Source organism: Fuerstiella sp. (assembly GCA_022447225.1).
GTDB lineage: Bacteria > Planctomycetota > Planctomycetia > Planctomycetales > Planctomycetaceae > S139-18.
On the sequence record JAKVAZ010000007.1, the window covers coordinates 491631 to 517042 of the forward strand.

General features: G+C 55.0%; 20 protein-coding genes and 1 tRNA gene. 9 read left to right on the top strand and 12 right to left on the bottom strand.

Features of this window, described 5'->3' with window-relative positions:
- Entirely contained in the window at positions 1-249 is a 249-nt protein-coding gene (locus tag MK110_09325) for a hypothetical protein (GenBank protein MCH2211492.1), read from the top strand.
- On the opposite strand, the gene MK110_09330 is transcribed toward MK110_09325, so the two are convergent.
- Positions 241-1482 carry a glycosyltransferase family 4 protein gene (locus MK110_09330; GenBank protein ID MCH2211493.1) on the bottom strand — a complete coding sequence of 414 codons (1242 nt, stop codon included), beginning with the start codon at positions 1480-1482 and terminating at the stop codon, positions 241-243. The two genes, MK110_09325 and MK110_09330, sit on opposite strands and share 9 nt — an antisense overlap.
- A 213-nt stretch (positions 1483-1695) precedes the next feature.
- Positions 1696-2079, bottom strand: a complete 384-nt coding sequence (locus MK110_09335) for a hypothetical protein (GenBank protein MCH2211494.1) — start codon at positions 2077-2079, stop codon at positions 1696-1698.
- A 431-nt stretch (positions 2080-2510) separates the two neighbouring features.
- Here MK110_09335 and MK110_09340 point away from each other — a divergent pair, with 431 nt between their 5' ends.
- A complete protein-coding gene (locus MK110_09340; GenBank protein ID MCH2211495.1) occupies positions 2511-2864 on the top strand; it encodes an SH3 domain-containing protein in 354 nt (117 codons plus the stop codon).
- On the opposite strand, the gene MK110_09345 is transcribed toward MK110_09340, so the two are convergent.
- On the bottom strand, positions 2861-5641 hold the full coding sequence (locus tag MK110_09345) for a c-type cytochrome (GenBank protein ID MCH2211496.1): 2781 nt from the start codon (positions 5639-5641) through the stop codon (positions 2861-2863). The genes MK110_09340 and MK110_09345 overlap by 4 nt on opposite strands.
- Before the next feature lie 280 nt (positions 5642-5921).
- Here MK110_09345 and MK110_09350 point away from each other — a divergent pair, with 280 nt between their 5' ends.
- The 5 genes from MK110_09350 to MK110_09370 all read left to right on the top strand — a co-directional run bounded on the left by MK110_09350 (position 5922) and on the right by MK110_09370 (position 11384).
- A complete protein-coding gene (locus MK110_09350; protein ID MCH2211497.1) occupies positions 5922-7532 on the top strand; it encodes a hypothetical protein in 1611 nt (536 codons plus the stop codon).
- 308 nt (positions 7533-7840) lie between these two features.
- The gene (locus tag MK110_09355; GenBank protein MCH2211498.1) at positions 7841-8467 is read left to right on the top strand and encodes a hypothetical protein; all 627 of its coding nucleotides are present in this window, start codon (positions 7841-7843) and stop codon (positions 8465-8467) included.
- 110 nt (positions 8468-8577) lie between these two features.
- Positions 8578-9897 (top strand): glycoside hydrolase, encoded by a 1320-nt coding sequence (locus MK110_09360; protein ID MCH2211499.1) that lies wholly within the window; start codon positions 8578-8580, stop codon positions 9895-9897.
- 155 nt (positions 9898-10052) lie between these two features.
- Positions 10053-11087 (top strand): LLM class flavin-dependent oxidoreductase, encoded by a 1035-nt coding sequence (locus tag MK110_09365; protein MCH2211500.1) that lies wholly within the window; start codon positions 10053-10055, stop codon positions 11085-11087.
- Positions 11088-11147: 60 nt separating this feature from the next.
- Positions 11148-11384, top strand: coding sequence for a hypothetical protein (locus MK110_09370; protein MCH2211501.1), 237 nt, complete (start codon positions 11148-11150; stop codon positions 11382-11384).
- Positions 11385-11543: 159 nt separating this feature from the next.
- Here MK110_09370 and MK110_09375 read toward each other — a convergent pair.
- A tRNA-Val gene (locus MK110_09375) sits at positions 11544-11617 on the bottom strand.
- 355 nt (positions 11618-11972) lie between these two features.
- Between MK110_09375 and MK110_09380 the strand changes: the two genes are divergently transcribed.
- A complete protein-coding gene (locus MK110_09380) occupies positions 11973-12842 on the top strand; it encodes an NAD(P)-dependent oxidoreductase (protein ID MCH2211502.1) in 870 nt (289 codons plus the stop codon).
- Positions 12843-12972: 130 nt separating this feature from the next.
- On the opposite strand, the gene MK110_09385 is transcribed toward MK110_09380, so the two are convergent.
- Entirely contained in the window at positions 12973-14448 is a 1476-nt protein-coding gene (locus MK110_09385; protein MCH2211503.1) for a hypothetical protein, read from the bottom strand.
- A gap of 392 nt (positions 14449-14840) precedes the next feature.
- On the opposite strand from MK110_09385, the gene MK110_09390 reads away from it, so the two are divergent.
- The gene (locus MK110_09390; GenBank protein ID MCH2211504.1) at positions 14841-15617 is read left to right on the top strand and encodes an SDR family oxidoreductase; all 777 of its coding nucleotides are present in this window, start codon (positions 14841-14843) and stop codon (positions 15615-15617) included.
- Between the two features lie 181 nt (positions 15618-15798).
- On the opposite strand, the gene MK110_09395 is transcribed toward MK110_09390, so the two are convergent.
- The 7 genes from MK110_09395 to MK110_09425 all read right to left on the bottom strand — a co-directional run.
- A complete protein-coding gene (locus MK110_09395; protein MCH2211505.1) occupies positions 15799-16485 on the bottom strand; it encodes a DUF3467 domain-containing protein in 687 nt (228 codons plus the stop codon).
- A 111-nt stretch (positions 16486-16596) separates the two neighbouring features.
- Positions 16597-16824 carry a hypothetical protein gene (locus MK110_09400; protein MCH2211506.1) on the bottom strand — a complete coding sequence of 76 codons (228 nt, stop codon included), beginning with the start codon at positions 16822-16824 and terminating at the stop codon, positions 16597-16599.
- Between the two features lie 304 nt (positions 16825-17128).
- On the bottom strand, positions 17129-20398 hold the full coding sequence (locus tag MK110_09405) for a HEAT repeat domain-containing protein (GenBank protein ID MCH2211507.1): 3270 nt from the start codon (positions 20396-20398) through the stop codon (positions 17129-17131).
- Positions 20399-20485: 87 nt separating this feature from the next.
- Entirely contained in the window at positions 20486-20785 is a 300-nt protein-coding gene (locus MK110_09410; GenBank protein MCH2211508.1) for a DUF1501 domain-containing protein, read from the bottom strand.
- Positions 20786-20893: 108 nt separating this feature from the next.
- Positions 20894-21979 (bottom strand): Gfo/Idh/MocA family oxidoreductase, encoded by a 1086-nt coding sequence (locus MK110_09415; GenBank protein MCH2211509.1) that lies wholly within the window; start codon positions 21977-21979, stop codon positions 20894-20896.
- Positions 21980-22054: 75 nt separating this feature from the next.
- On the bottom strand, positions 22055-23431 hold the full coding sequence (locus MK110_09420; GenBank protein ID MCH2211510.1) for an MFS transporter: 1377 nt from the start codon (positions 23429-23431) through the stop codon (positions 22055-22057).
- A gap of 584 nt (positions 23432-24015) precedes the next feature.
- On the bottom strand, positions 24016-25412 hold a 1397-nt coding region (locus MK110_09425; protein MCH2211511.1), incomplete at its 5' end, for an Ig-like domain-containing protein.

Consider the following 25412-nt stretch of genomic DNA (forward strand, 5'->3'; position numbering starts at 1 on the left):
GTGCAGGTTCGGATACAGAATCGCCCTCTGAGATCTGCTCATGTCGCGTCAGAGCCAAAGGCCGATGCAGATGAACCGGACCTGGATGTGATGTTCTGCAGTGGCTGTACGACAGAACAACGGCTGGAGCGACCGGGGGCTGCTGTCGACCTCAACGAACAGAGGCAGATTAATCTTGTCGACCTCAGTAACACCAAAATTCCCCGCACGGGGCTGCGGGATCGTGAAGGGCCGGACACGTTAGAATGACGAGTTTCGACTGCGGAGAAACTGCGTCCGGAGCCACTTAACCCAGCGTCGCGATCTCTTCTCTTCGATGTGAACGGGCTCTGCGAGTTCGGGCAAAATCGGACGTTCGGAAGGCCAGGACCGTGGAGCTTCTTGCCAAACATGCTCCAACATACTCTGCAACCATTGTAAATAATCTTCAGTGGAGAATCGTTCAACAATCGCATCAAACGCCCCTGCTCCCGCGGACTCCAGCTTAGGGCGATCTCGGTCGAGCATTTTCAGAATTCGGACCATCTCTGCCGTATTTCCAACTTCGGCAAGAAAGCCGTTAAGACCGGGCTGGATGAGCCTTGCCATTCCACTGACATTGGTCACCACCGGCACACAACCATTGGCCATGGCTTCCAGCATTGAGATCGAAGTACCTTCGTAGTCTGAAACCAAAATCAATATGTCCGACGACAGCCATAATTTTGGCATCTCGTCGATACCTACCGCGCCTACCAGCTTTATCTGTCGACGAACGCGTTCTTCGAGTGCACCGACTCTGTTGACCAGGCTCTCTTTGTCGGGTCCGTCTCCCACAATCCGCAGACAAAACTGTACACCCTCTTTGGTCAAAGCCTCAGCAAGACGGACCAGATCAGTCACGCGTTTTTGCAGTTCGATGATTCTTCCCGCGTATATCAACTGGAGCGGGACATCCTGCCGGGAGTAACTGCGTTGCAAACCGCGATCCACATTCACCGCATAGGGGCGAATGAGGATGTCCTTTTCCCGATGAGGCATTCTGTTTGCAAGCTTCGCTGCAATCTCATCACTCACTGCCACAAAACGGTGAATCAGCGGCTCATAATAGTACAGCAGCTCATAGTAATAATTTTCATCAGAATGAGCGTAGCCGATGACTCGAAGGGATTCGGGATCCTCCTGCGATATCAGGGAACAGGTTGCATAAGCGCCACGACTCCAGTTAGGAATCACTGTGCCGGGCAAAGCCCGACGGTAATCCTTAGTGAACTGCCTGATGTCGCGTAAATCCAGGTTCGGGCCATTGGGAAGAGTCGAATGTTGACATCGAACTACCTGCATGTCCGATGGAAGTCTCGTTGACATCTGGACACCGTAATCCGGATGTTTGATCACAGCAACGTTTTCCCCGGACTCGTTCAGTCGTCGGCAAATATCCATAGACCAGGTCATGACTCCACTGAGGCACATGCCGTCCGGAAAGACAAAAACGGGTTTCATGACTTCTCCTCCGTCATTCACTGCTTCGGGGCGGCACGTTTCACAAAATCTACAGTCGTGGAGTATGCCATCGCATTTTACCACAGTCGGGATTTCATTGTTCTTCACCTTTCTGCCATGATCAACTGACTGAACGGGCCGCGGCGCTGGCTGACATATAACACTCTATTAAACAAATGACGGGATGATGGTGACAAAATGGGACCGGTCGGATCACGCGGACGGTGCAGGGGCAGACGTCGCGGCAGGACCAGCCTCCGCAGGCTTTCCTGCAACAGGTCCGACGGCAGCCCAGATCAACAAGGCATAGCCGCACGCGTAAGGCAACGACACGATCAGGTTCCCCAGGAAGACGCGGGCACTAAAAGGAAGTCCGCCCTCGCCAAACTCCCCCTCAAGAACCGTATTGAGGATGAAGTCCTGCACGAAGAAAATCGTCACTTGCAGCAACAAAAACAAACTCAATCCAGCGCCGGCCAGAACGCAGCGCCGGCCTTCGGTGGAGTAACGAAACACACAGGCAACGAGTCCGGTTATCCAGACCAACAGCGAGGGGAAGGACCCCAACAGCGAAAATACGAACACTTCCAGCGTCATGAGCACAGTCCTCTGAGACTTCTTTGCACTCGGACAATCACCTCAGAACATGATACAGAAGCGTCTGCATATACAACACTCACCTTTTTCGGCGATGGTGAGCAAATGGGGACCTGCCGGAACTGCTGCTGACTGGTCAGCCCCAGCATACGCCTTTACTTTTTCTCCAGCACCAGAGACGTTCGTAAACCGTTCGTTTCAAAGGTAAGTCCAAAACTCGCAGACTTAATCGAGTCGATGGCGGACGACAGCCGCGAACCGGTATTGGGCGCTGCGGGACAGCCATAGGCGGTTGACCTCCACTATCTCGCTTTGTTCGTTCCGCTTGAGCTTAGCTCTCAAATTTGCCTATGCGGCAACATCCTTCTTTTCTTTACCGCAGCAAAACCCTAAGTTGCCTCATGTCTGTACTGAAGGGATCGGAGGGATCTATGCGAGCATTTCTGTTTGTCCTGACGCTCATGGTTGGTGGATGCAGCTCTGCGGAACAAAAGTCCGTACCCAACACGGAGACCGCTCAACCAGGCGATACAGCAGGCCGTACGGGGACAGACGCCATGACCGCTTCCGGTGCCGGCCCTGTAACGGAATCGGTGATCATCACCGAAACGGAGTACTATTCCACCGGCCCACAGCAGAGCCGTCCGCCGGATGGAAAACTCCCGGTCGGCACCAAGGTCCGCATCGTGAACGACGGCGGAAGTTACGTGCAGATTGAATCAGCGGATGGACTTCAGGGCTGGGTGTCTGCTGACACTGTCGGAACAGGGACGACCAGCGACTAGTTTCGGTGTTGCAGATAGTGCAGCAAATCAGCCACTTCCTGATCTGACATCTGGTCGAGCAGCCCCTCAGGCATCAGGGACTGACTAAGTTGCTGCCTGCTTTCGATGTCATCGAAATTCACCTGAAACGTTTCACCACGAGCGTCAGCATATGTCTGGACACTTCCGCGTTCGGTGATCAGCACACCCGTGCGGACCAGTCCGTCCGATGTCTGAATTAACCAGGGAGTGTGTCGCGGGGCAATTTCTCTGCTGGGCTTCATCACAGATTCCAGCAGTCTCTCGTCCGACATACCGAAAAGATTCGACAGATCAGGTCCGGCAATTCCGCCTCGTCCGTCTATCTGATGGCATCGGGCACACTTGCCGAATCGTGGATTATAAAAGATGAGTCGACCGCGTTCCGTATCAGCAGCCACCCGTCTTTGCTGAATTCCGTCGAGCCGGTTTGTTTGACGCGTGACTGTCCGTTGTGACTGACGAAATACGTCATTCGGATCCACCTCATGCTGACGCAACTGTTCCAGTTCGGCTTCACTGAATGCTGTATCAATCAGGGTTTGTCGGGCGACCGTCGAATATTCGTTGTCCTCACACACAATCTCCAGCAACAGCTGCCGCTGCTGCCTGTCGGTCGGATCCAGTGCAATAATGGCATCTTTTGCTGCACCACCAAAATCGTTTTTATTTCGGACGACATCCATCAGTATTTGTCTCGACTCCGGCGAGCCAAAATCTCTGAGCGTGGCGACCACTTCGCGAACCACAGCGGTGCTGGTGTGACTTAACAGATTCTGCTGCAGTTCCATGTTTAGTCCGGGATGGTCGCTGCTGAACGCGTCTCTGAGGTGTGCACTCTGCAGCTTTCGCAGAGCGATCACCAGCGTATCCGACCGGGTCTGTTTGTTACTCAAAATATCGCTTAACAACTCGGTTTCGCGCCGCTCGTATTCTGCACCGGGCCGATCACGAGCGACCATATCAATCGCCGCCAGATAAGACTCGAACAGGCGTCCTGTCATGGAACGCGAGTGAAGTTCACGCTCCAGTTGTGGCAGAAATTCCGAAAGTTTCTCTTCTCCAATCCACCGCAGAGCCACAAAGCGAACATTCGGATCTGTGTCCTTGAGTAACCGCCTGATCCGTGCCGCAGCTTCGGGACGCGAAGACAGCTTCCGCATGATCATTGCCAGACCCGTTCGGATGCGGGGATCTTTCGGCGGATCCATCTGCGTCAGGAATTCTGAATCTACTGTTTCCAGCAAAGCATGACGTGCCGCCTGCCGGAGAAACGGGTCCGGATCGGACAGAACCTCTGTCAGCACACGAGGCTTGATTTTTCCGCCGCTGCGTCGAATCAGGGAGGATTTCTCCAGTGCTGAGACAGCCGTCTGAATTGCCCTTGGAAAATCAATGCGTTCCGCAGAGAGCAGGTTCGCTGCCCGCTGCCTCGAAACAACGTCTGTCTGCCGGTACGGATAAGAAACAGGCGCAGAATGATTATCCGGTGTTTGACCACTCCTGCCGTCAAAGGTGATCTTCCAGATACGTCCGAACCCGTGCAGCTGGTACGAGCGTTTGCACCAGTCACTGAGATACATGGTTCCATCTGGAGCCGCTGCAATCCCGACCGGGCGAAAATCGATTCCTCCCTTGATGAGTGTCATACTGCGAGCCCGAAAAGAGGCTCCACTGGGGACCAGATCATATTTCTCAACAGCATGCAGTCCCCATGAGGTACACAACAGGCTGCTGGTCTGCGGATCAGGACTGACTCGGTCATAGCGCAGAAGACCGCTGGGTGCTTCTCCCGTACCGGAAATCATTCCCAGGGTCCCTGGTAATTCGCCGAACCAGGCGGTGAACGGATGGGTCCCCCGGCGACCATGCGAAAAGCGATATCCGTAATCTCCACCTTCAACAATGTGCAGCAACCGACAGGGTGGTCGCCAGTCCGGATCATTGTCGATGGCAATCAGGTTTCCGACCTTGTCAAAAGCAAGGCCGAACGGATTCCAGAATCCGGTGGCCACGGCGCGCAGTTTCGAACCATCCAACGCACAGGAAAACACATTGCCTCCCTCACCACCACCGGAGATTACCGTTCCATCCGAACCAACGAGCTTATAATCCAGACCCAGGTTCTCACCGAAACCGAAGTACAGTCTGTTGTTCTGAAACGCGAGTCCCGACAGTCCGTTGTGCGGATAATTGCCATTGGTCTGAAGATCGATCACCAGTGTGTTCGAATCGGGCTTGTCATCGCCATTCTGATCGTGCAACCGGAAAATTTTTGCCCGTGTCGCCACATACAGTGATCCGTCGGCCGCAAATGCCATGTTCATTGTGGCCGATGAACCTTCAAAAAATGTGGTGATCCGATCCGCACGACCATCGGCGTTGGTGTCATCATAAATCCGGATGCGGTCTGTTTCAGGACCCGCATAGCCGTCAGGAGGAAAGTGAGTATGACTTTCAATGCAAAAGACACGGCCGCGCCGATCCACCGCGATTCCGGTCGGGGTCACGATCTCGGGTTCCTGCGCAAACAGCGTCATCGCCAACCGGCTGTCAAGAACCTGTGGCATGTCCACCTGAGCATCCAGCCGGCACAAAGAAAACATGAAAACAGCGCACACCAGCATTCGGTTGAACATGGAAAGAGACCTCGTATTCCCTGTACCAAACAACAGTGACATCAGCATATACGGTTTATAGTGCAATCTTTGCTCACCAGCGACGCCACAGGTGGCCAGTGTCGGGCCGGTGGCAGACACTCGAAATCAAGTTATAAAATAAGGCTTGGGTCTGAGTATTTTGGTCGCAGAGGCGGGTGAACATAGGTTTGCGCCTCGGACCGTCTGTCCTGGTCGAGTACAGAATTTGGCGTCCCAGGCTCCCTTTTCGTACACGTGCAGGAATATAATTATCAAACGCAACAACGCAGATCTCTTGGAATACAGCCACTCAGCTGTTCAACAATATTCTTTGGTAACCTTCAATAAAAATGGTGATCCTGTGGCCACATCTCAATGTCTGAAACGTCGTGTTCTCAAAGTGACGGTCGTGGTCGTCCTGTTCGGTCTGATGACGACGTTCCCGAATCCGAACGCCAACGCGCAAACGATTGAGGAAAAGTCGAACAAAAAGAGTGGGCAACTGACGGCTTTGTTTCTGGACCGTCGACACGTAGACCAAGGCAGATTAACACCGACCTACGATCGGGCGCGGGTGCCGAAAAGCGCCTATCCGGGTATCGCTCGATTGAAGAAAGACTGGAATATCATCGTGGACCTGTCCGGACACGGCATGAAGCGTCTGAAGATGCCCTTTGGTGTGCGGTTTACTGTTGAGAAACCGGTCAAGACCGAACCGTGGCTCCGCGCGGATCGCCCCTGGGAGAAGAATGTGGAGGCTTACCACACCGTCATTCATGAGGACGGCAAGTACCGTTGTTGGTACCGCGTCGCGCTGACCGATGCCGCCCGGGAGGCGTTCTTTCCACCGGACGGCGGAGTTAAACCGGTGGGTCATGTTTTGGCATACGCGGAAAGCGATGACGGCATGCATTGGACGAAACCGGGACTGGATGTGTACCGCTTTGACGACCAGCCGACCAATGTGATCACCCATTACTGCTGGGAAAGCTGTGTGTTCCGCGACGATTCGGCGCCGTCTTCAGAACGCTACAAGTGTTTTACTTTTGATATGCTGCCCGACATCGAAGGCAAGCCGCCGTTCGAACAGCGCGGACTCTACGGGTGCGTCTCCCCGGACGGCATTCACTGGACGCGCTTACCCGACCCGCTTCTGCCGTACTTTCATGACACGGCCAATATCGCGGCATGGGACCCGATCCTCAAAAAATACGTGGGTTATTTCCGCGGCCATCTTGATGGCCGAGCTATTTCTCGCAGCGAAACGGACGACTTTCGGAGTTGGCCACCTGCCGAAGTATTCCTCGCGGGGGGGCCGCAGGACTCTCCGGCTGACGATTATTATACGAACGGTTTCACGTTCTACCCCGACGACCCGTCGCTGTGTTTCCTGTTCCCGGGTATCTATCACCACAGCACGGATGAAGTGGATGTGCGCATGGCCGTCAGCCGCAATAATCGCACGTGGAACTGGATGACGCACGATACGATCATCGAGCTGGGGGCGCCGGGCGAGTGGGACAGCGGTGTCATTTACGCTGCACCCAACATGGTCCACCTGCCGGACGGTCGCCTGGCTTTACCGTACGCCGGAGCAAGGAAGACGCATAATGAAGACCATGAGAGTCTCTACGAAAGCGGCTGGATTTATCATTACGATTTGGGCTGGGCAACCTGGGAGGACGGACGGCTGGCTGGTCTGGAGGCCGCCGAGCGGGGCGAATTCTGGAGTCGGTCACTTGGAACGTTCGACGGAACACAAATCGCGATCAACGCGCGGACACCGCGGAACGGAATGGTCGAGGTCGCGCTGCACGAACCCTACGGCAGGGGCACCAAGGTGTTACCCGGTTATAACTTCGATGATTGCATTCCCTTCAACGGCGATGCAATCTGGGAGCCACTCAAGTGGAAAGACGGTGCAGATCTCACCAAGCTTCGCGGGAAGGATCTGATTCTGCACTTTCGTTTGACTGACGCCAAGGTATTTGGAATTCGATTCATCGAATGAATGCCATAAGAAGCAACGACAGAACAGCAAATGCCCCCGGAGTTGGAAAAACTGGGGCCAACATCCAGGTCAAAGAATCGGGCAGGAATGTTACAGTCGACCTCCGGTGTACCTCAATCATTGAGGCAGAGTTCCTACGTCTGAAGCAACTTCGCGAAGAGATCGACGAGCACATATCCGATGTCGATTTGTATTCGCCACTGAACCCGGAATAAACAGCCTCGCAGTTTCCAGTTCGACACGCCGTACCCGCCAGGAGTGAAAAGATGACAAGGTTTTGTCTGAAGTGCCCTTTCAGACTTCAGCTGATGCTACTGATGGTGTTGCCAGTAACCGGGTGCGGACAGGATCTTGCTGCTCTCAAAAAAATGGGGGCATCGGTTTTTACAGATGACGAAGGCCGTGTCGAAAAAATTAACCTGAACAAAACCGATATCACCGACTCAGGGGGTCAATACCTGAGGCAACTGAACAGTCTTAAGGAACTGGAACTCAGTAACACCCAAATCACAGATGCCGGCCTGGAGCATTTGAAAACATTGACCAATCTGGAGTTGCTTTACCTGCAGAAGACACAAATCACGGGTGCCGGGTTTGTACATCTGAAGGGGTTAACTAATCTTAAGGAACTTAACCTTATGCAGGCCGGCAAAGTTACCGACGCCGGATTGGTCCATCTGAGGGAACTGACGAATCTTGTGAGGATTAACCTGATGAGCACGGCAGTCACGGACGCCGGACTGAAACATTTGGGGGAACTGACAAGTCTTGAAAAACTTGACCTTTGGCGGTTGCGACAGGTGACCGATGCCGGGATGGAGCACCTGACGGGACTGACGAGTCTTAAGGAGCTTAACCTCAGGGACACTCAGGTCACCGATGCGGGAGTCGCCAAACTCCAGGCGGCATTGCCGAATTGTCAGATCAGTCAGTGACCGCCCTACCAGACCTGCCCAGGAATCTTTCCCCACACAGGTGAAAGAAATTCGGATTCAGCATCGCAATAGTTGCGTCGCATCAGCCATCACTTACTTGACCAACCCTCATGAAAACGCCCGTGTTCATTTTGCTGTTATTGTTCTTAACGGTCTCGCTGGTGCGAGGTGACGATTCCGTTTTGCCGTGGTACGTGAATCGACCTATCGTCACCGTGCAAAAAGAGGTCTACAAAAAATATCCGCGAAAAGGAGCAGGGGCGCTCGTTTCCGTCCGCTACGTGGGTCCCCACCTCGAACGGTTGGAAACCCACAGTGTTGAATTTCGCGATGATGTCTACAGTGAGCGCTTCACTCGCTTCTCCTCCGATAACGGTAAAACCTGGAGTCCCTCGCGTCCGCTGGCATCCTCCGACGTTTATTACAAAGGCAAAGAACTCAGAGAAACAGGCGGGGCCGGATTTTACGACAGGAAAACCGGCCTGCTCGTTGGGGTCTGGCTGAGACAGATTGCCATCAATGGCCTTTACAACTGCTTCACCTATTCGCGATTCTCCCGCGATTTCGGACAAACCTGGTCGATGCCCGTCCAACTTCGTTACGAAGCTGGCACGGATTTCAATCCCGACGACCCTCACAACGCCAGGTTCCTCCGTTCCAACCAGGCCTATTTCGGCAACAACATCATCCGCCATTCCAACGGCACGCTCATTCACGTCGTGGCTCATGCCAACGCCCCGGGCGACAAAGGCAATGCCAGCCGCGCGTGGAAAATGGGATCGGTTGTGTTCATCGGACGATGGAACCCGGGCGAGAACAACTATGTGTGGACGCCCGGGGCCCGTATCGAAATTTCGCCGCTGCACTCCGCCCGAGGGCTGATGGAACCCGCCGTCGCCGAACTGAAAGATGGCCGTCTGTTAATTGTGTGGCGAGGCTCGACTCATGGCTGGACGGGTGAAAAAGCAACCCTGCCCGGTCGAAAATTCTTCAGCGTTTCGTCCGACGGCGGAAAAACGCTGAGCCCTCCCCGCGAATGGAAATACGACGACGGCACCAGCTTTTATTCCCCGTCCTCGATCCACCGCATGATTCGCCACAGTCAAACGGGAAAACTGTATTGGGTCGGCAATATTTGCGGTACACCGCCCCGGGGCAACTCACCTCGTTATCCCCTGGTCATTGGTGAAATCGACGAGACCAAAGCGGCGCTCAAAAAGACAACCCTCACAGCCATCGATGACCGGCGTCCCGATCAACCCAAAAATATACAGTTGTCGAACTTTTCGCTGCTGGAAGACCGCGAAAAACATCACCTGGAACTCTACCTCAGCATTCTGGGCGAATACCCTGACAGCGTTTACACATCCAACAGTTACAAATACAAGGTACTGCTGAACGAGCTGACAACAGACGCCAGCAACGATTGAAATTTCGGACGAGGAACTTACCGCAACTTCAATCGAAGACCGGGACCTCCCTCTCACTGGCCACGAGTTGACTTTGAGCTAATGCACGGGCTTTCAGATTATTAATGGCGACTTAATTTTCCCCTGTGGTATTAGGGTGCCACGCGTATCGCTGCATGGCACCGCTTCGCTACAATGGCATCATGGTAGATCTTTCCGTTCTCGACCTAGCCTATATCGGTGAAGGCTTCACCCCGGCCGATGCGCTGGCCAATGCCCTCGATCTGGCCCGGCACGTCGAGTCCGCCGGCTTCAAACGTTTCTGGCTGGCCGAACACCACAATCTCGCAGGCATTGCCAGCGCTGCGACGGCGGTGTGCATCGGCCACGTTGCGGGGGGGACAACATCCATCCGTGTCGGGGCGGGTGGCATCATGTTGCCGAACCATTCCCCAATGGTGATTGCCGAGCAGTTTGGCACTCTGGCAACCCTGTATCCCGGGCGTATTGACCTGGGTATGGGCCGGGCGCCGGGGACGGACCAGCACACGCTGCGGGCGTTGCGCCGTGGTCCAGGCTCCTCCGAACACTTTCCGCAGGATGTGCTCGAACTGCAGGCCCTGCTCGGTCCACCGCAGGAAAACCAGGCAATTCACGCGATTCCCGGCGAGAATACCAATGTGCCGTTATGGATTCTCGGTTCGAGCCTGTTTGGCGCGCAGCTGGCTGCCGTACTGGGACTGCCCTATGCCTTTGCCTCGCACTTCGCTCCGCAAGCGTTGATGCAGGCAGTATCGATCTACCGGGAGAAATTCGAACCCTCGGCTCAGCTCGCCGAGCCTTATGTGATGGTCGGTTGCAACGTCATTGTCGCAGATACCGAGGATGAGGCGCGGCGTCTGTTCACCACGCCGCAGCAACAATCCACCCACATGGTGCGCGGCACGCGCGGTCTGCTGCCACCCCCGATTGATGATATCGAGAACTTCTGGTCGCCGATGGAGAAGAGCCAGGTTTCCTCTAAGCTGGCCTGTTCGTTCTACGGCTCGCCCGAGACCATCAAAGCCAAACTGGATCCACTGATCGAAGCCACCGGTGCTGATGAACTAATGGTCGCGGCGGCGATCTGGGACCACCACGCGCGGGTGCGCTCCTTCGAACTGCTGGCGAGCGCGATGGCGCACGCTCGTGGCCTCGCAACGGCCCTCTAACGCCTCGCCATTAACAGATCACTCAGGAGCTTCTTCAGATTGCTGGAGTTCATTGGGTCAATGTGCGAGATCGCGAAAGAGCCGTGTCTCTCATTCGTGAAACCATATGAACTACCAGTGCTCGCGAATGGCGATGATTTGGAATCGGCATTGCGTGGATTTTTGGCAGGTGGTGACTTGGTGACGTACAACAACCGCGATTTGAAAGAGAAACAACGTGGCCGACTTGAGCGTCACGGAGAGTGTCTGGAAGCAGACAGGCGAAGTAGAACGCAAACCATTCGAGCAGACTCATAGCGTCCACCTCACGGCACCAAAATGACTCATCTGAATGATGGGACTCAAAAAGGGACTCATCAATAAGCGTCAATGAGTCCCAAGGACTCATCTCAAGCATCACTACCAATGAAAAGAACCCAAAAACGCTTGGTTTTCGGGTTCCAGAGGTGTGTGGAGTGGTCCCTACAGGACTCGAACCTGTGACCTTTCGGATGTGAACCGAACGCTCTAACCAACTGAGCCAAGGGACCGGATGTGATCACATCCGTCTTCTACCGGCTTGTCATGGCCTTATCAAGATTGCCAACCCTGTCAGAAGCAGATTTCACAATCGTCTCCCGCACTTAACAATCAGGCGAACCGGAGCAATCACAAACGTTACGGCAACAACTGCCCCTGATACAGATGCCGGAACAACGGCGCCGGAACTGGTTTTTTTGCTGGCCACGCAATATTCAGGGGATGGCCGACACTATGGCTTTGTGGTGAATTCCTGATATCGTGGCAAACGACATCGTGGTATCAGATTCATTCGATGACGGAACCTGCGGTGACACGAATGCGGTGGTTCTGTGCAGTTGTTCGGCCCCGATAACGGTATCCTGAATGGCGACAGTGAGTGACGAATTGCAAGACGTCGGCCTTATTGGAATCGGTCTGCTTGGCAGCGCGCTTGCAGAACGTCTGCTGCAAGCAGGATTGACCGTCCACGGCTACGACACGTCCATGGCGGCCCTGGACAGTTTTGCCGCAATGGGTGGGTATTCCCTGGACAACGTAAAATCGTTGCCATTCGACGCAGGAACCATTGTACTGTGCTTGCCCAATTCCACGGTCGTGGAACAGGTCCTGACAACCATTCAACCGCATCTGCAGCCGGATACGGTGATTATCGACACCACAACAGGCGATCCTCGACGGACGCAGGTATTGGAAGAAACTCTGCGGAACATCAATGTCGAACTGGTCGATGCTACCGTGCTGGGATCCAGTAACGTGACTCGGCGGGGCGACGCGGTTCTTATGGTAGGAGCCTCTTCAACGGCGTTCGATCGGTGCCAGCCGATCCTGCAGGCAATTTCCAACACCGTCCATCATTTGGGGCCGACCGGCCGCGGACAGGAAATGAAACTCGTGGCAAATCTGGTGCTGGGCCTGAACCGCGCGGCACTGGCAGAAGGCCTGCATTTCGCCAGGAACCTCGGTCTGGATCTGAACACGGTGCTCGAAATCCTCATGTCAGGTGCGGCGTCGTCGCGTGTCATGGATGCCAAGGGCCTAAAGATGATCCACCAAGAATTCACACCCGAGGCGAGACTCAGTCAGCACCTCAAAGATGTACGATTGATCCTTAGTCATGCCGAAACGGCCGAGACACACCTGCCAATCTCTGAGTTACATCGAGTGTTACTGCAGCGCGTCCAGGAAAACGGTGGTGGCGATCTCGATAACAGCGCGATTATCCAGGCGTGGTGATCAATGGTCAGGTCTTCCATCGTGCCATCCGTCACGATGGGTGACAAAGTGACGGGCCGCGAACGGCTGTGTAAAATCCATCCGTTGCATTCATGGCGCGTTTCGGTCACTGAAATCAATGGCCATCTGCCTAACGGCGACGAGGACCCCGACGTCGAGAGCCTCGACGATCGGCATGATCAGCACCTGGGGATTTGATCGTTAACGAAGCGATTGCCTCTTCCCAGGTCGGAACATTCTTATAGACGGAAGCGACTTCCCGGTCCTCGCGTCTGCCTCGACGACGTGGTTCCCGGTCCTCCTCTTCGCGTGTTTCGCGACTCCGTGAACGGGAGGGACGTTCCGTTTCTGACCGGCTTTCCGCGACCTCATCCCGATCTCTATCTCTTCGGCGAGACGGTCTCCGTCGACGTGTATTTCTCTTCGGTGGTCGTTCGTCTTCCGTGTCTTCCCTGTCTGCCTCAAAGTCCAGATCCACATCGTCCGCTAATTCGTTGTCTTCTTCATCCCGATCATCTTTAGAAGACGGGCCACGCCCATCCACGTCGGATTCGGTACGCCGCGGACGTCTGCGTCGGCCACGTCCGCGACCGCGTCCGCGACCACGCCGAGAACGCGAGTCTTCTTCTTCATCGTTTGCCTCGTTAACAGATTCTTCAGGCGATTCAGAATCGCCATCATCGTCCTGTGACGAGCGAATCCGGCCGCGAGCATGCCGAGACTCTGCCGGGGAAACACTCACGAAATCTTCGCTGGCTTCTTCGAACAGGATTTCATTCAAATTGTCTTCGTCGTCGGCCCCATCCTCGGCACGAGCATCCTGAGAGTCGCTGCTTTCCGAAGTCGTCTCCGTATGTTGACGTCCGCGACCACGACCGCGTCGACCGCGACGTCCTCGACGACGGCGTCGCGGCTGGTCTTCCTCTGTTTCTTCTTCGGTCTCAGTATCCGAGGTAGACACCGGCTCAGCGGCAGCAGACGCAGTCTGCGGATCGTCTTCGGAGTCTTGGCTGATATCAGCGTTTTCCGGAGGCTCATCGTCCCAGACCCAGCGGTCCAGCTCGTTCCAGTACGAATCGTCGTCAGTTCGCTCTTCTTTTTCAGCGGACGTCTTCTGGCTGAGTGTCGTCTCGTTCGCAGATCCAGCGGTTTCTTCTTCTATTTCGTCTTCGTCGTCTTCATCAAACAGCAGTTCATCGTCTTCATCATCGTCTTCATCATCGTCGAGCCGGTTCAACGTTTCGCCGTCTTCACCATCCCGGTCTTCATCAAATTCTTCTGCTTCGTCTTCGAACGGTTCGGCCTCTGAATCAGATGGGGTAAAAGCAGACGACATATCGAACTCGTCGTCATCAAAGACGATCAGATCGTCCACGTCATCGTCGATATCATCGGGCTGCGGTGAGTCTGCTTCCTCTGCTGGACTGTCCGCCGGTTCCGGTTCGATTCCCAGCAGGTCGTCGACTCCACCGCCATCTTCGTATTCGTCGAACAGTAACTCCCCGGTCGCCGGCGGAGCTTCGTCATTTCCCAGGCCCAGCAGATTCCTGACAGCTTCGTCTTCGGGCGTTTGCATATCATCCTGCCCTTTTCCAGTGCCGGTCATGTTTTGTTTTTCTATGTACAATCAACCAAAGTGGACAGCCGCGGATTCGGCTGCAGCATTGGGGAAAACCGGCGGACATTTGCTGCAGCCTTCCCTGAATCGAGTGACCGATAATAGTAACAGGTGTTTCTGCAGATTGACTATCCTTCCACGTGATGAATTACGATTCCCTGGTAAAGCCAGCGAAGATTGTACAAACCGGGAGTTCCGGTTTTGACCGAGAACCAGCACGGGCGAGCGGTGGAAGGCGGAACTGATCTTTCGACGGCTTCTGCGGATTTCAGCTGCACATGGCCGAATTGGGCACGACGGGTCGCTACATTGACAGACCCGAATTTCAGTTGACTCAGCCCCTGGACTCACGAACGCCTGTGTAATAATTGGAGAGATTTGTGGCGATACTCAGGAATAAGACAGCCATCGTAACCGGAGCCGGATCCGGAATCGGCGAAAGAACGGCTGAGTTACTGGCGAATGAAGGTGCCAACGTCGTACTGGTGGGACGCAGACCGGAACCGCTGAGGCAGGTCGCCGAACGAATTGCCGCAGCCGGAGGCACCGCGGTGAGTCATACGGCAGATCTGACAATCGGCGATCAGGCTGCAGCTGTGGCCCGGTTCACGCTGGATACTTACGGTCGAATTGATGTGGTTGTCAATAATGCCGGATTTTCATCACGAATCCGCTCCGTACGTTACGTGGAGCCGGAAGAATGGGATGCGGTGTTTAAAGTAAATATGGAAGGCGTCTATCGTCTGACACAGGCGTCTCTGCCGGGAATGATCGAACGAGGTCACGGGACAATCATCACGACATCATCCATGGCGGCGTTACGACCAGGGATTTTGGGAGGTGCCCCCTATTCCGCCGCCAAAGCCGCCGTGCGGGCATTTTCTCACGGTCTCAACAGCGAACTCAGAGATCAGGGGATTCGTGCGACGGTGATCGTACCGGGCGAGGTTGACACTCCGATACTGATGGGCCGTCCGGCAGTTCCCGACGAAGAAGCCAGACGAACAATGATGCAGCCGGACGATGTGGCTCGCTGCATTCATCTGGCGGCAACGCTGCCCCAGCGTACGGTCATCGAAGAACTTGTTGTTATGCCTTTGATCCCTCGCGATATGTCGGCCGAAATGGAAGTTGCCCGCACCAAACAACCGGAATGAGTCCAGCCGGAATCCGGACGCACAACGATGTCTGGTTCTCTTGTTCGGGGCATTCTGAAGGAGTGTTCGGCTCCCGGCAGTGTATTGTCCGGTCGGTGAGCTCAGTCACGACCGCCCGGTTGGGGCTGGCGTTACGTTGCCTGTTGTCACAAATCGTAACTGTGAGTGGCTGGTTCCGGTGTTAGTTGTGTTCCGGCTGACCGGAGCCTTTGCCCGGCGGAGGCGGGTTGCCGGTGCGCCGAAGAAACTGTTCGAATGACTGGGCAAGTGAGTCCCTGAGTCGGGGAACATTCGGGGCGGACAGGAAGACTCTCTGGACAACAACGGAACGGGGATAAAACGTTGCGATGAAGTCAAATGAGAACTCGCTGGCTGTATGACCGATCATCACGGCGTTGGCGTACTGACCGGACATCACCTCTTCGGAAAGACGCAGGTGATCATACAGGTCTTCGGCTGAGTGTTTTGTTGTTTCGGGACTTTGAACGCCAGACCCGGCAGTCGATTCACTCGAAACGGCCGGCGCCTTTGTGATTCCTGGCTGTTCAAATGTAGCGGGAGCGGCTGGGGGCTGGGCCGTCGGCAGAACAATGGCACCGAAACGAGATTCATACTTTGTGATATTTTCAGCAAGTGCCTGCAGAAACTGCCGTACGACCGCCGGCGGTAAAATGACTCGAGCGGCCACCTGTTGCGGCTGCTGCATTTGCAGCAGGAAATCGACAATGAATTCGTGATTTCCCTGCAGCACGGCCACGCCCGTGCTGAAGATTCCTCTTGCGACATTAGCCGGTACCAGCGCACCGATATGGCTGGAGCGAACTTGTTGAGGCTGATCCTGGGGAGGTTCACCGGACTGATCGGTCATGGAAGGATTCCTGATTTCAGTACAGAACAACTGTTGTGCGATGCCTGACTTTTAATAGTTTCAATAGTTTACCGGTTGAGACACGCGCAAATAGGCGAACAGGTCACGGATCTACTGATTCGTCAGATCACGCAGGGTGCAGTTTTGCATCACAGTTTGCGGAATAGACTGGATTTCATCGATCTCTTCACGAAAAAAATGCAAACAAACACGTTCTGTCGTTCGCAGAACGACGAACTGTTCGTCCTGACCGGTGACAAATCTGCCTGCGAACTGACCGTCTGCTGCAATGATGATCACAATTTCGACCCCTTCTCTGATTTCAAGGTCGGGATTCACAATATTCTGCACTAACCGATTGAGATCGTTTCGTTGAATCGATGTGAGGTCCGGACCGATTTCCCTCCTTGATCCTGACGGCGCATGACATGCTGTTTAATCGTGTCAACCTGCTGTGTGTGTCACCGCGATCCTGACGCACACGAAGTGAATGGTTGCAGAGAGAGAGTCTGGTGGCTGTTTATCCGGAGTGTCTGATCACGGTTCAACAGTGTTTCAACGTACGGAAACTTTATGGACCACCGGCTGAAGCTTTCGGAAGCTTATTCTGCCTGCAGGATACTGTGGCGGATGTGACGTCTGTTTAAAGTTCCTGAAGGTAACGGTTCAGATCGGCAATATCCTGAAGAGATCGGTTCTTCAGCAGTCCTGCGGGCATTAACGATACTGACTGTCGGGTTCGTAATTCAATATCCTCAGCTTCAACTCGCCATGTCTTATGTTCGGCATCCCGCAGAAGTAATCCATCAACCGATTCGTAGACGACCAGTCCGCTGAAAGTTCTGCCTGAAGTGGTCACGATTGATGTTGTTTGGTAACGCGACGAAACATCCCGACCGGGATCCACAATTGCGGTAAACAGATCCTGTCTCGAAAATCGCCTGGCGACTCCCTGCAGATCAGGACCCAGTGCACGCCGGCCCCCGTGGCACTTTGCGCAGGCAAGTTGCTGATACAGGGCCCCGCCACGTTCAGCATCACCCCTGTCCCAGTCAACCGAACCCAGTTTCGACAGCAGCTTTCGTGTTGCTGCAGCATCAGAACCGGGAGGCTGATACCGGGGATATTTATTTTGAAGCCAGTCTCCCCAGCGCTGCAGTGGTTCCGGTTGCGGTCGATGCCCTTTTTTTCCAAACACGAAACCGAAGGACCGGCCGGTGTTGTTCTGCAGCAGTCGCACGGCTGTCTCCCGTACAGAAAATTCTTCCGGGTTGTTCATCAGACGTCTTGCTGCCCGCAATTCACTGAATAACTCTTCCGGAGTGTTTCCTGGCGGCAATCCGTTCAACGCCTTCAGGCAGGCTCGAACGACATTTATCTGGCCGGAGTTCAGTCCATCGGCAAACCGTTCACGGTCACCGGCGACCGGATGTTCTGACAGCACCATTAACACGGCCCCCTGCACTGCCAGATTGTCCAGCTGACTGCGAATGAGTTCCTGATGTTCGGGGATGTCCGATTCGCCAAGTGCGAAGATAATATCTGAAGACCATTCAAAGTCCCTGTCCTGTCGGATTTGCCGAACAAAGTGTTCGATCGCCGTTGAAACCTGGTCCTGGCTGATTTCACTCAACAGCAACACATGTCCAGGAAGACCGAAACCCGGTTGATCGACGATAATCTTTCGAATTGCCGGATCGACCATACACAGGTTGTGATACATCTCAGTAATACGGTCTTCCCAGTTTGAATCCTGATTCAGTTTGCGTTCAACAATTTTTACCTCCAGATTCACCAGCGCGGCCGCTGTGGCAGCGGATTCGTGGTAGGTTCGTTCCACTTCAATGCGTGAAAGAACAATCAGCCGGTGAATATCGTCAACCGGCCGGGAGTCAGCCGTAATTCCTTCAAGAATGACGGGAATCAGATCACGATTCACCGGGGCCAGCATCGCGGTAAGCCGCAGAAGCTCGTGGTTGAGGTCAGACGTTCTGGCTGGAAACATCTGCACCAGTGCGGTACAGAGTTCGGTCAGTTCCAGATCACGGGCGGACAGGTCCTGTTGAGGTGCATATCCGTCAAATACGCCCGGCCGACCGGTAGAGGGTCCCGGATCACCAAGTCCCAGCTGAACCAGTCGAACTGCGTCCAGCTTTTGTGTGGCTGATGATTGTGTTTCGATCAGCACGGGTAAAGCTGTCCTGATTGCTCTGGGGTTAAATTGACCGGTGCGTGAATCCCGACCCAGTTCGGCGGTGACCCGAACGGAGTGATCTCTCCCAAACCGTTGTTTGAGCTGTTCCCAGTCAGATTTGTTAACCCGTGAGCACACCAAAGAAGCTGCTGCTCGCACAAAGCGGTCCTCAGATGCCAGCGCCCGGGCTAATCCTGGCAGACACGCGGCAATCGATTGTGAATCTGGCAGTGTGGACAATGATTCCAGTGCCGCCCGAACAACGCCGGGGTCTTTGTCATTCAAATATCGGGCCACGACGTTGCGCGGGACACGACCATATTTTGCACGACCGACTGCCCAGATCGTTCGAGCCCGAATTCGTGGTGAATCCGAATTCGCCAGCTGCAGGGCCATTTCGTTGGTCGGGCCATTATAAAGTTCGGTAAGAATCTCAAGAGCACGAATGCGATTCTGTACGGGGATCGAAGTATCAGCTGCTGCCTGCTCAAAAGGTACCCTGGTCAATCGGCGGGCGATCGGAACCCAGACGGCCCGCGACCAGCTGGATCCTGGCTGGGGAGCATTCAGAACTGTTTCAAGTGACGTCGAAGTGACGGGGGAAACTTCCGGCCGGCTGTTATTCTGTGTTGACGGACCTTCCCACGAAATACGAATCACACCACCACGGGTTCCCCGCCCACCGACACTGATGAACAGATCCCCCTGCGGACCGACAGCTGCATCGGTTGGAGCAAAACCATACTGACCGGTCCCGCAGGCAAATTCGATAGGGTCGGAGGAGCAGACCGAACCGGTTTGTTGCAGTGGCAATGCAATGATTCGACCGAATGTCCAGTCCAGTACGAACAAGGCACCACGATATTCGTCCGGGAACTGCGTATGTCGATAACACACGACGCCTGAGGGAGAGCCGCGACCGAACTTCCCGGTCACAGGCGGCATATCGGGGAAGTAGTCAGGACGCTTCCAGCTGCGGGAGATCCAGCCTGCATGCGATCCCGGTGTGATCTGGAAGACGCGAGTTGGCCGATACCACGGCAGCGAGACGTCACGTTCGCCGTCGCTGTCGAAAGTAAACAGGTCGCCATCAGGCGAAAAGTCAAAATCGTAGGCATTGCGAAATCCATCCGCCAGAATTTCTCCTCCGGACATATCAGGTTTCAGTCGCAGCAGGGTTCCTGATTCGGGCCGTTTGACCGGGGAAGTTTCTAAAGTGGCGTAGGCGGTGCCGACGCCGGCTCTGTTTCCGGCAATTACATACCACCAGCCGTCCGGCCCCCTGCGAACGGCGTGAACGTCATGTTCACCGCCGGCATTTATCCGCAGAAAGACTTCCGGGTCTCCGTCGGCCCGGCCGTCGAGATTATCGTCTCGAAAAATCTGCAGACCACTGTCACCGGAACAGATCAGATGCCGCCCCTGAAAGAACATTCCCTGAGATCCTGTTCGGGGTGCTTCGGCGAAGGTTTTTGTCTCATCCGCCCGACCGTCGTCGTTGGTGTCGAGCAATGTTCTGATGTAACCAGGCCCGGAGACAACGACCTGCCCGTTCGAATTGAAAGTCAGGCTGTGAACATCGTGTGCCAGTTCATCGTCAGCAAACAGCCGGGCACGAAATCCGGGTGGCAAACTCAGTGCAGTTTCGTCGGCAATACCGCGTGACAGACAGGCAGTCGTCACTGCAGCGAGAACACAGTATCTGATTGAATATTTCATTCGTGTTTCCGCTCGCACTCCAGGCCATCACACTGGTCATCAGTGCTTTTTCGATTATTTCACCGAACGCAGCGTTATTGTAGAAGATCAACAGAATCGGTGGCACCGCTGTTCGGATGGATTTTGAATGTCGGCGAGCCGAAAGTCACGGCCTGCGTAGTGAAACGTCGGCCGGTTGTGATCGAGTCCGAACAGGTGCAGCAACGTGGCGTGCAGGTCATGCACGTGCCTCCTGTCGACCTCCGCCGCTTTTATCGAAGTACTCAATACCCCGGCCGTATCGGATTCCGACACGGATTTGTCGGCTGCCGGCATCGATTTCGGAAGCAGTACCATGATCAGCATGCAGCGCACGAAGACGATCAAATCGGATGTGTCACGAACCACGGAGCCTTCTTCTGTCCAAATGATGATCTGGGCAATAAGTGAACTCGATCCTGTTCGTGAAACAGTTCATTGGTATCGCCCGACCATCATCGGGTCCGTACATGCGATCTATTCGACGTTGAGAGGCATGTTGCTGGCTCGCAGCACGGCTTCCTGAACGGCCAGGTCATGGTCGGTGTTATATTCAGCAGGTTCTTTGTTGCGGATCACGGCCGCGAAGTGCTGCATGTCTCCGTCGTATCGCCCGGTCGAAGCCGGAAGCTCAAGCTGATGTGTTCCTCGCCTGTAAGTTTCGGTGTCGGATTCCAGTGTGAGTGACAGACGAAACGGCTCCAGTGGTCGAATGACGACCGTACCTTTCGTCCCGCAGACTGTGAACTGACGTCGGCGGCCTCCCTCAACTTCGCATACGGAACTACGAATGGAGGCTGTCGCATTGGGATATTCAAAGACGGCCAGACACGTGTCTTTGAGATCGTCAAAATCAGGACGCGTGTTGCGATTGAACGAGGTCACCCTGTGCGGCGCTCCAAGCACCGTCACCACAGCGTCGATGAGATGACAGCCCAGCTCAAACATCGAGCCCCCTGCATACCGCGACAACTGCGCTCGCGTTGAATCGCCGATCTTCTTGCTCATCTCACAATGCACCTGAAAGATGTCGCCCAGCCATCCCTGTCGGACGGCATTGAATGTGAAACGAAAAGCCGGATTGCTGCGGAACATGTACCCCATCTGAATCATGACACCCTGCGCATCTGCGGTTTTACAGATGTTTCTGAATTCAGGCAGTGAGTCTCCGGCCGGCTTGTCCAGATGAATGTGCAGCCCGGCCTCCACGCAACGTTGCGCTGAGGACAGCAACCCGTCAATGCGTGTTTCCACAGCGACCGCCTCCAGCCCGCTGGTATTGAACAGTTCTTCTTCTGTCATCCAGTTGACGCCACGGTATGCGGGGGAATCCTGCACGCGATTTCGTTGTTCGCTGTCGGGTTCAGCCACGCCCACCACTTCGAACAGTTCAGGGAACTTTCGCATGGCGGCCATTTTGCCGCCGGCATGCGCATGTTTGGTACCAATCTGGCCAACGCGAACGGGTCCGGCCGGTTTGTCCACTGCCCCAAACAAGGGTTGAGTCGCAAGAGCTCCGGCGGCAGAAGCGGCGAGAAACGATCTTCGGTCGGATTCCGTCATTTGTGTTTCTTCCCGTCAGATTCAAATGAATGAGATTTGTTCAAGATGGGCACAAAGCCTGTCGTTTGTGACGAGCTATTCCGGCAGTTCTTCACCACGTGTTTCACTTGCAACCAGCGTGACTGCGATTCCAAGTGCGTAGAGCGGTGCCAGGTACAGCGCCGTTTGTTCGGCCGCCCAGCCCATTTGTGCGGCCAGCATGATTGCCACGGCCGTGCCCAGACGCCCGGCGTTGAAACAAAACCCGGTCCCGGTCCCGCGCAGTCTGGTGGGAAACAGTTCCGGAAAATAAACCGCATACCCGGCGTGCATGCCAAGCGTAAGAAATCCAAAGATCGGTAGCGCGAACCACAGCACAGGGATCGGCGCCCTGAACGGAATCAGCACCAAAAACATCAGCAGTGCCATGACGAATCCACCGGCATGATAGAAGACGAAAGCTCCTCTGCGGCCGACGACATTTGAAACCCAGCCGAACAGAACCAATCCGAGTCCCCCACCGATGGTGTTCAGCAGCATGCTCACCATTTCAGCCCGTTTGATCTCTGCAGAATGCGTTTTCAGGGCAGCCTGTCGTATGGATGGGTCGGCATCCTCGGGAACATCCTCCGTCGCCAGCGCCTGAATCTGAGCCGACCGCAGCAAAGCATTCTTGCCGTAAATGTGACATCCCCAGAAAGTGACCAGCCCGATTGTGGCCAAAGTGACACCGACCAGAGTATTTCGAAGATGATCACGATTGAACAGATCCGGAATCGAGCCGGTCACCTGTGACGGATCCTGTTTTTCCCGCGCCCGGGCCTGATGCCACTGCTCCGGCTCTTTCATCTTCCAGCGAATGACGATGACCAGAAACGCGGGAACGATGCCGATCAGGAATCCCAGTCGCCAGGTGTCATCGCCCCAAAGTCGAGCGCTGATGACAAAATATCCGACGGCGACCGCCATCACCGTTCCAAACACGCTTGAGGCATGAAAGATTGAACCCATCACCGGACGGGATCGTTTGGGCATGACTTCAGCAATCATGGCGCTGGCCACCGCCCACTCGCCTCCCACTCCCATGGCCACCAGGAACCGCAGCAGCACCATTTGCCAGGCTGCATTTGAAAAGGCGGTGAGACAGGTAAAGATCGAATAAAACAGAATCGTTACGATCATCGTCTTTGACCGCCCAATCCTGTCACTCAGCATGCCAAACAGGATTCCCCCAAACGCACCGCCAAGCAAAAAGGCGGCCAGCGCATAGTTGTTCCAGCGGGCGACAACAGAGTCATCTGCCGATGCCGCGCCCAGCAGCTGTGGCATGGCTTCGCGCATCGAAGCCACAAAAATCTGGCCTTCGAAAACATCGAACACCCAGCCCAGCGACGCAACAATCAGCACCAGCCACTGGTAACCGGAGATGTTCTCGTTCCATCTGAGGTCCAACTCTGAAGATTGATTCGTCATGGGAAATTGAGCAGGCGTTATTTCGGTGGACTCAGTCATGCACTGATTTATCTTAGATCGCGCCGTCTCGAAACAGAATTCACAACCGTGGGTTTTGGTCACCGAAGGCTGATTCACAAAAGGCCACTGAATTTCCAGGCCGCAACGAACACCCCGGCCATTCACGACACCTGAACACAGGTGTCTGCCATTAGAGTGAGTACAAATAGGGCATCATCTGCAGCAGCCGCCGAGAGCCACAAAGCGGTGTGCTGAAGGAGAAGCTGAACCTCTTTGGCCCGTTTAGCGCGTGAATTAACGGAGGACAGGAAATGAGCCAACCGGAGCGTGATTCCAACGCACGATTCACGACGGAAAACAGTGGGGGACCAGGACGACCGCGGAAGACGTTTGAACAACAGGACGCCACGGCGATTTCACAAGGCGTCTCGGTCGAGAATTGGAAGTCCGTGTGGCACTGCGCACTTCAGGAAGCGATCAACGGCTGTCACAAATTCAGGCTGTTTTTTGCCAATTATTTGTGTGGTCAACCGAAAACCATCATCGAAAAGACGGTTAACCGTATACCGGGGGTGGTTCTGTATTCAGTCCGACACACGATTGAATGATTCGCCGGGATTGATGCGGGAACTTTGATCCGATTCATCCGACTCGCTGACGGCCGCCCCGATCGCAATCGGCCGGGGAGCATCACGCTCATCCTGTTCGTCCGCGCGGCTATCGTCCACGAAACTGATCCAGGCAGCATCAGGCGTGGTCACCGGAGTGGTTTGTGCCGGAGACTTCGGAACGTCTGTGGCCTGGTCTTCAGCCGTTCGGTCGTCGTCCACAAAACTCATCCAGCCGGAACCAGATGCGGCCACCGGAGCCTTATCAGCCGAAGAGACCAACTGTTCCGCCGGTTCATCCGCCCCGCTGTCTGCAGATTGATCCACCGTAAACGTATGCACACTGCCGTTGGCCGCCCCGGTGATCGTATCGAACCACAACACGTTGCCCTCAAAGTCCAGGGCTTCTACCACCGCACCTTCCAGCCGATCACCGGCGGTGCTGCGATTGTAAACCACGATCGTCTCCACATCGAAACCACCACTCAGGTCAACTTGCCACCACGCACCCAATTCTTTGCGGGTCAGGGCCAGCGACGACGGGTAACCGGCCGCCGTATCGCCATCGATTGCTTTTTCTGCCCCCGTGTTGGCGTTGTAGGTACTGGATTGACTGGCCGTGCCGCTGTCGTCCAGTGCCGTGCCGGTGCCTCGCTCAAACACTTCAACTTCCTGTAACTGCAGAAATTCTTTATCCGTCAGGCGTACCCGCACCGCGGTCACGCCTGCAGGAGTCACGGTCACATCAAACGTGCGGCTGAAGGTGGCGTTGTCAGCCGTGGTGTTCAGATCATTGTCCACGCCGCCGTCTTCCACCGTGACCGTGATCGTAGCCGTGCCGCTTTGGCCAGGTGCCGGTGTGAAAGCCAGGCTGCCCGTCGCGTTGGGTGATGTGTAGGTCACGGTTGGGTCAGGAATCAACGACGGGTTACTACTGCTGGCCGTCACACGCAGTGGCTGAGTACCTGAATCTCCGTCAGTAAGCCCGGTCAGGTTCAGCGTCTGTTCCGCCGCGTCTTCACCAATCGTTAAATCGGCCAGAGCGTCGAGTGTCGGCAGTTCGTTATCCGAACTGAAGCTCACCGTAAACGGATGCACGCTGCCGTTGGCGGCCCCCGTGATCGTATCTGACCACAACACGTTGCCGCCAAAGTCCAGGGCTTCCACCACCGCGTCTTCCAGCCGCCCCCCGGCGACACCGCGGTTGTAAACCACGATGGTCTCCACATCGAAACCACCGTCCAGATCGACTTTCCACCATGCCCCCAATTCTTTGCGGGTTAAGGCCAGCGACGACGGGTAACCAGACGTGGTATCGCCATCGATCGCTTTTTCGGCACCCGTATTGGCGTTGTAGTTACTCGATTGACTGG

Coding starts and splice junctions, on each gene's coding strand:
- MK110_09330 (MCH2211493.1), bottom strand. CDS start 1,482: ATGAAACCCGTTTTTGTCTTTCCGGACGGCATGTGCCTCAGTGGAGTC.
- MK110_09335 (MCH2211494.1), bottom strand. CDS start 2,079: ATGACGCTGGAAGTGTTCGTATTTTCGCTGTTGGGGTCCTTCCCCTCG.
- MK110_09340 (MCH2211495.1), top strand. CDS start 2,511: ATGCGAGCATTTCTGTTTGTCCTGACGCTCATGGTTGGTGGATGCAGC.
- MK110_09355 (MCH2211498.1), top strand. CDS start 7,841: ATGCTACTGATGGTGTTGCCAGTAACCGGGTGCGGACAGGATCTTGCT.
- MK110_09360 (MCH2211499.1), top strand. CDS start 8,578: ATGAAAACGCCCGTGTTCATTTTGCTGTTATTGTTCTTAACGGTCTCG.
- MK110_09365 (MCH2211500.1), top strand. CDS start 10,053: ATGGCACCGCTTCGCTACAATGGCATCATGGTAGATCTTTCCGTTCTC.
- MK110_09370 (MCH2211501.1), top strand. CDS start 11,148: ATGTGCGAGATCGCGAAAGAGCCGTGTCTCTCATTCGTGAAACCATAT.
- MK110_09380 (MCH2211502.1), top strand. CDS start 11,973: ATGGCGACAGTGAGTGACGAATTGCAAGACGTCGGCCTTATTGGAATC.
- MK110_09385 (MCH2211503.1), bottom strand. CDS start 14,448: ATGACCGGCACTGGAAAAGGGCAGGATGATATGCAAACGCCCGAAGAC.
- MK110_09395 (MCH2211505.1), bottom strand. CDS start 16,485: ATGACCGATCAGTCCGGTGAACCTCCCCAGGATCAGCCTCAACAAGTT.
- MK110_09405 (MCH2211507.1), bottom strand. CDS start 20,398: ATGAAATATTCAATCAGATACTGTGTTCTCGCTGCAGTGACGACTGCC.
- MK110_09415 (MCH2211509.1), bottom strand. CDS start 21,979: ATGACGGAATCCGACCGAAGATCGTTTCTCGCCGCTTCTGCCGCCGGA.
- MK110_09420 (MCH2211510.1), bottom strand. CDS start 23,431: ATGACGAATCAATCTTCAGAGTTGGACCTCAGATGGAACGAGAACATC.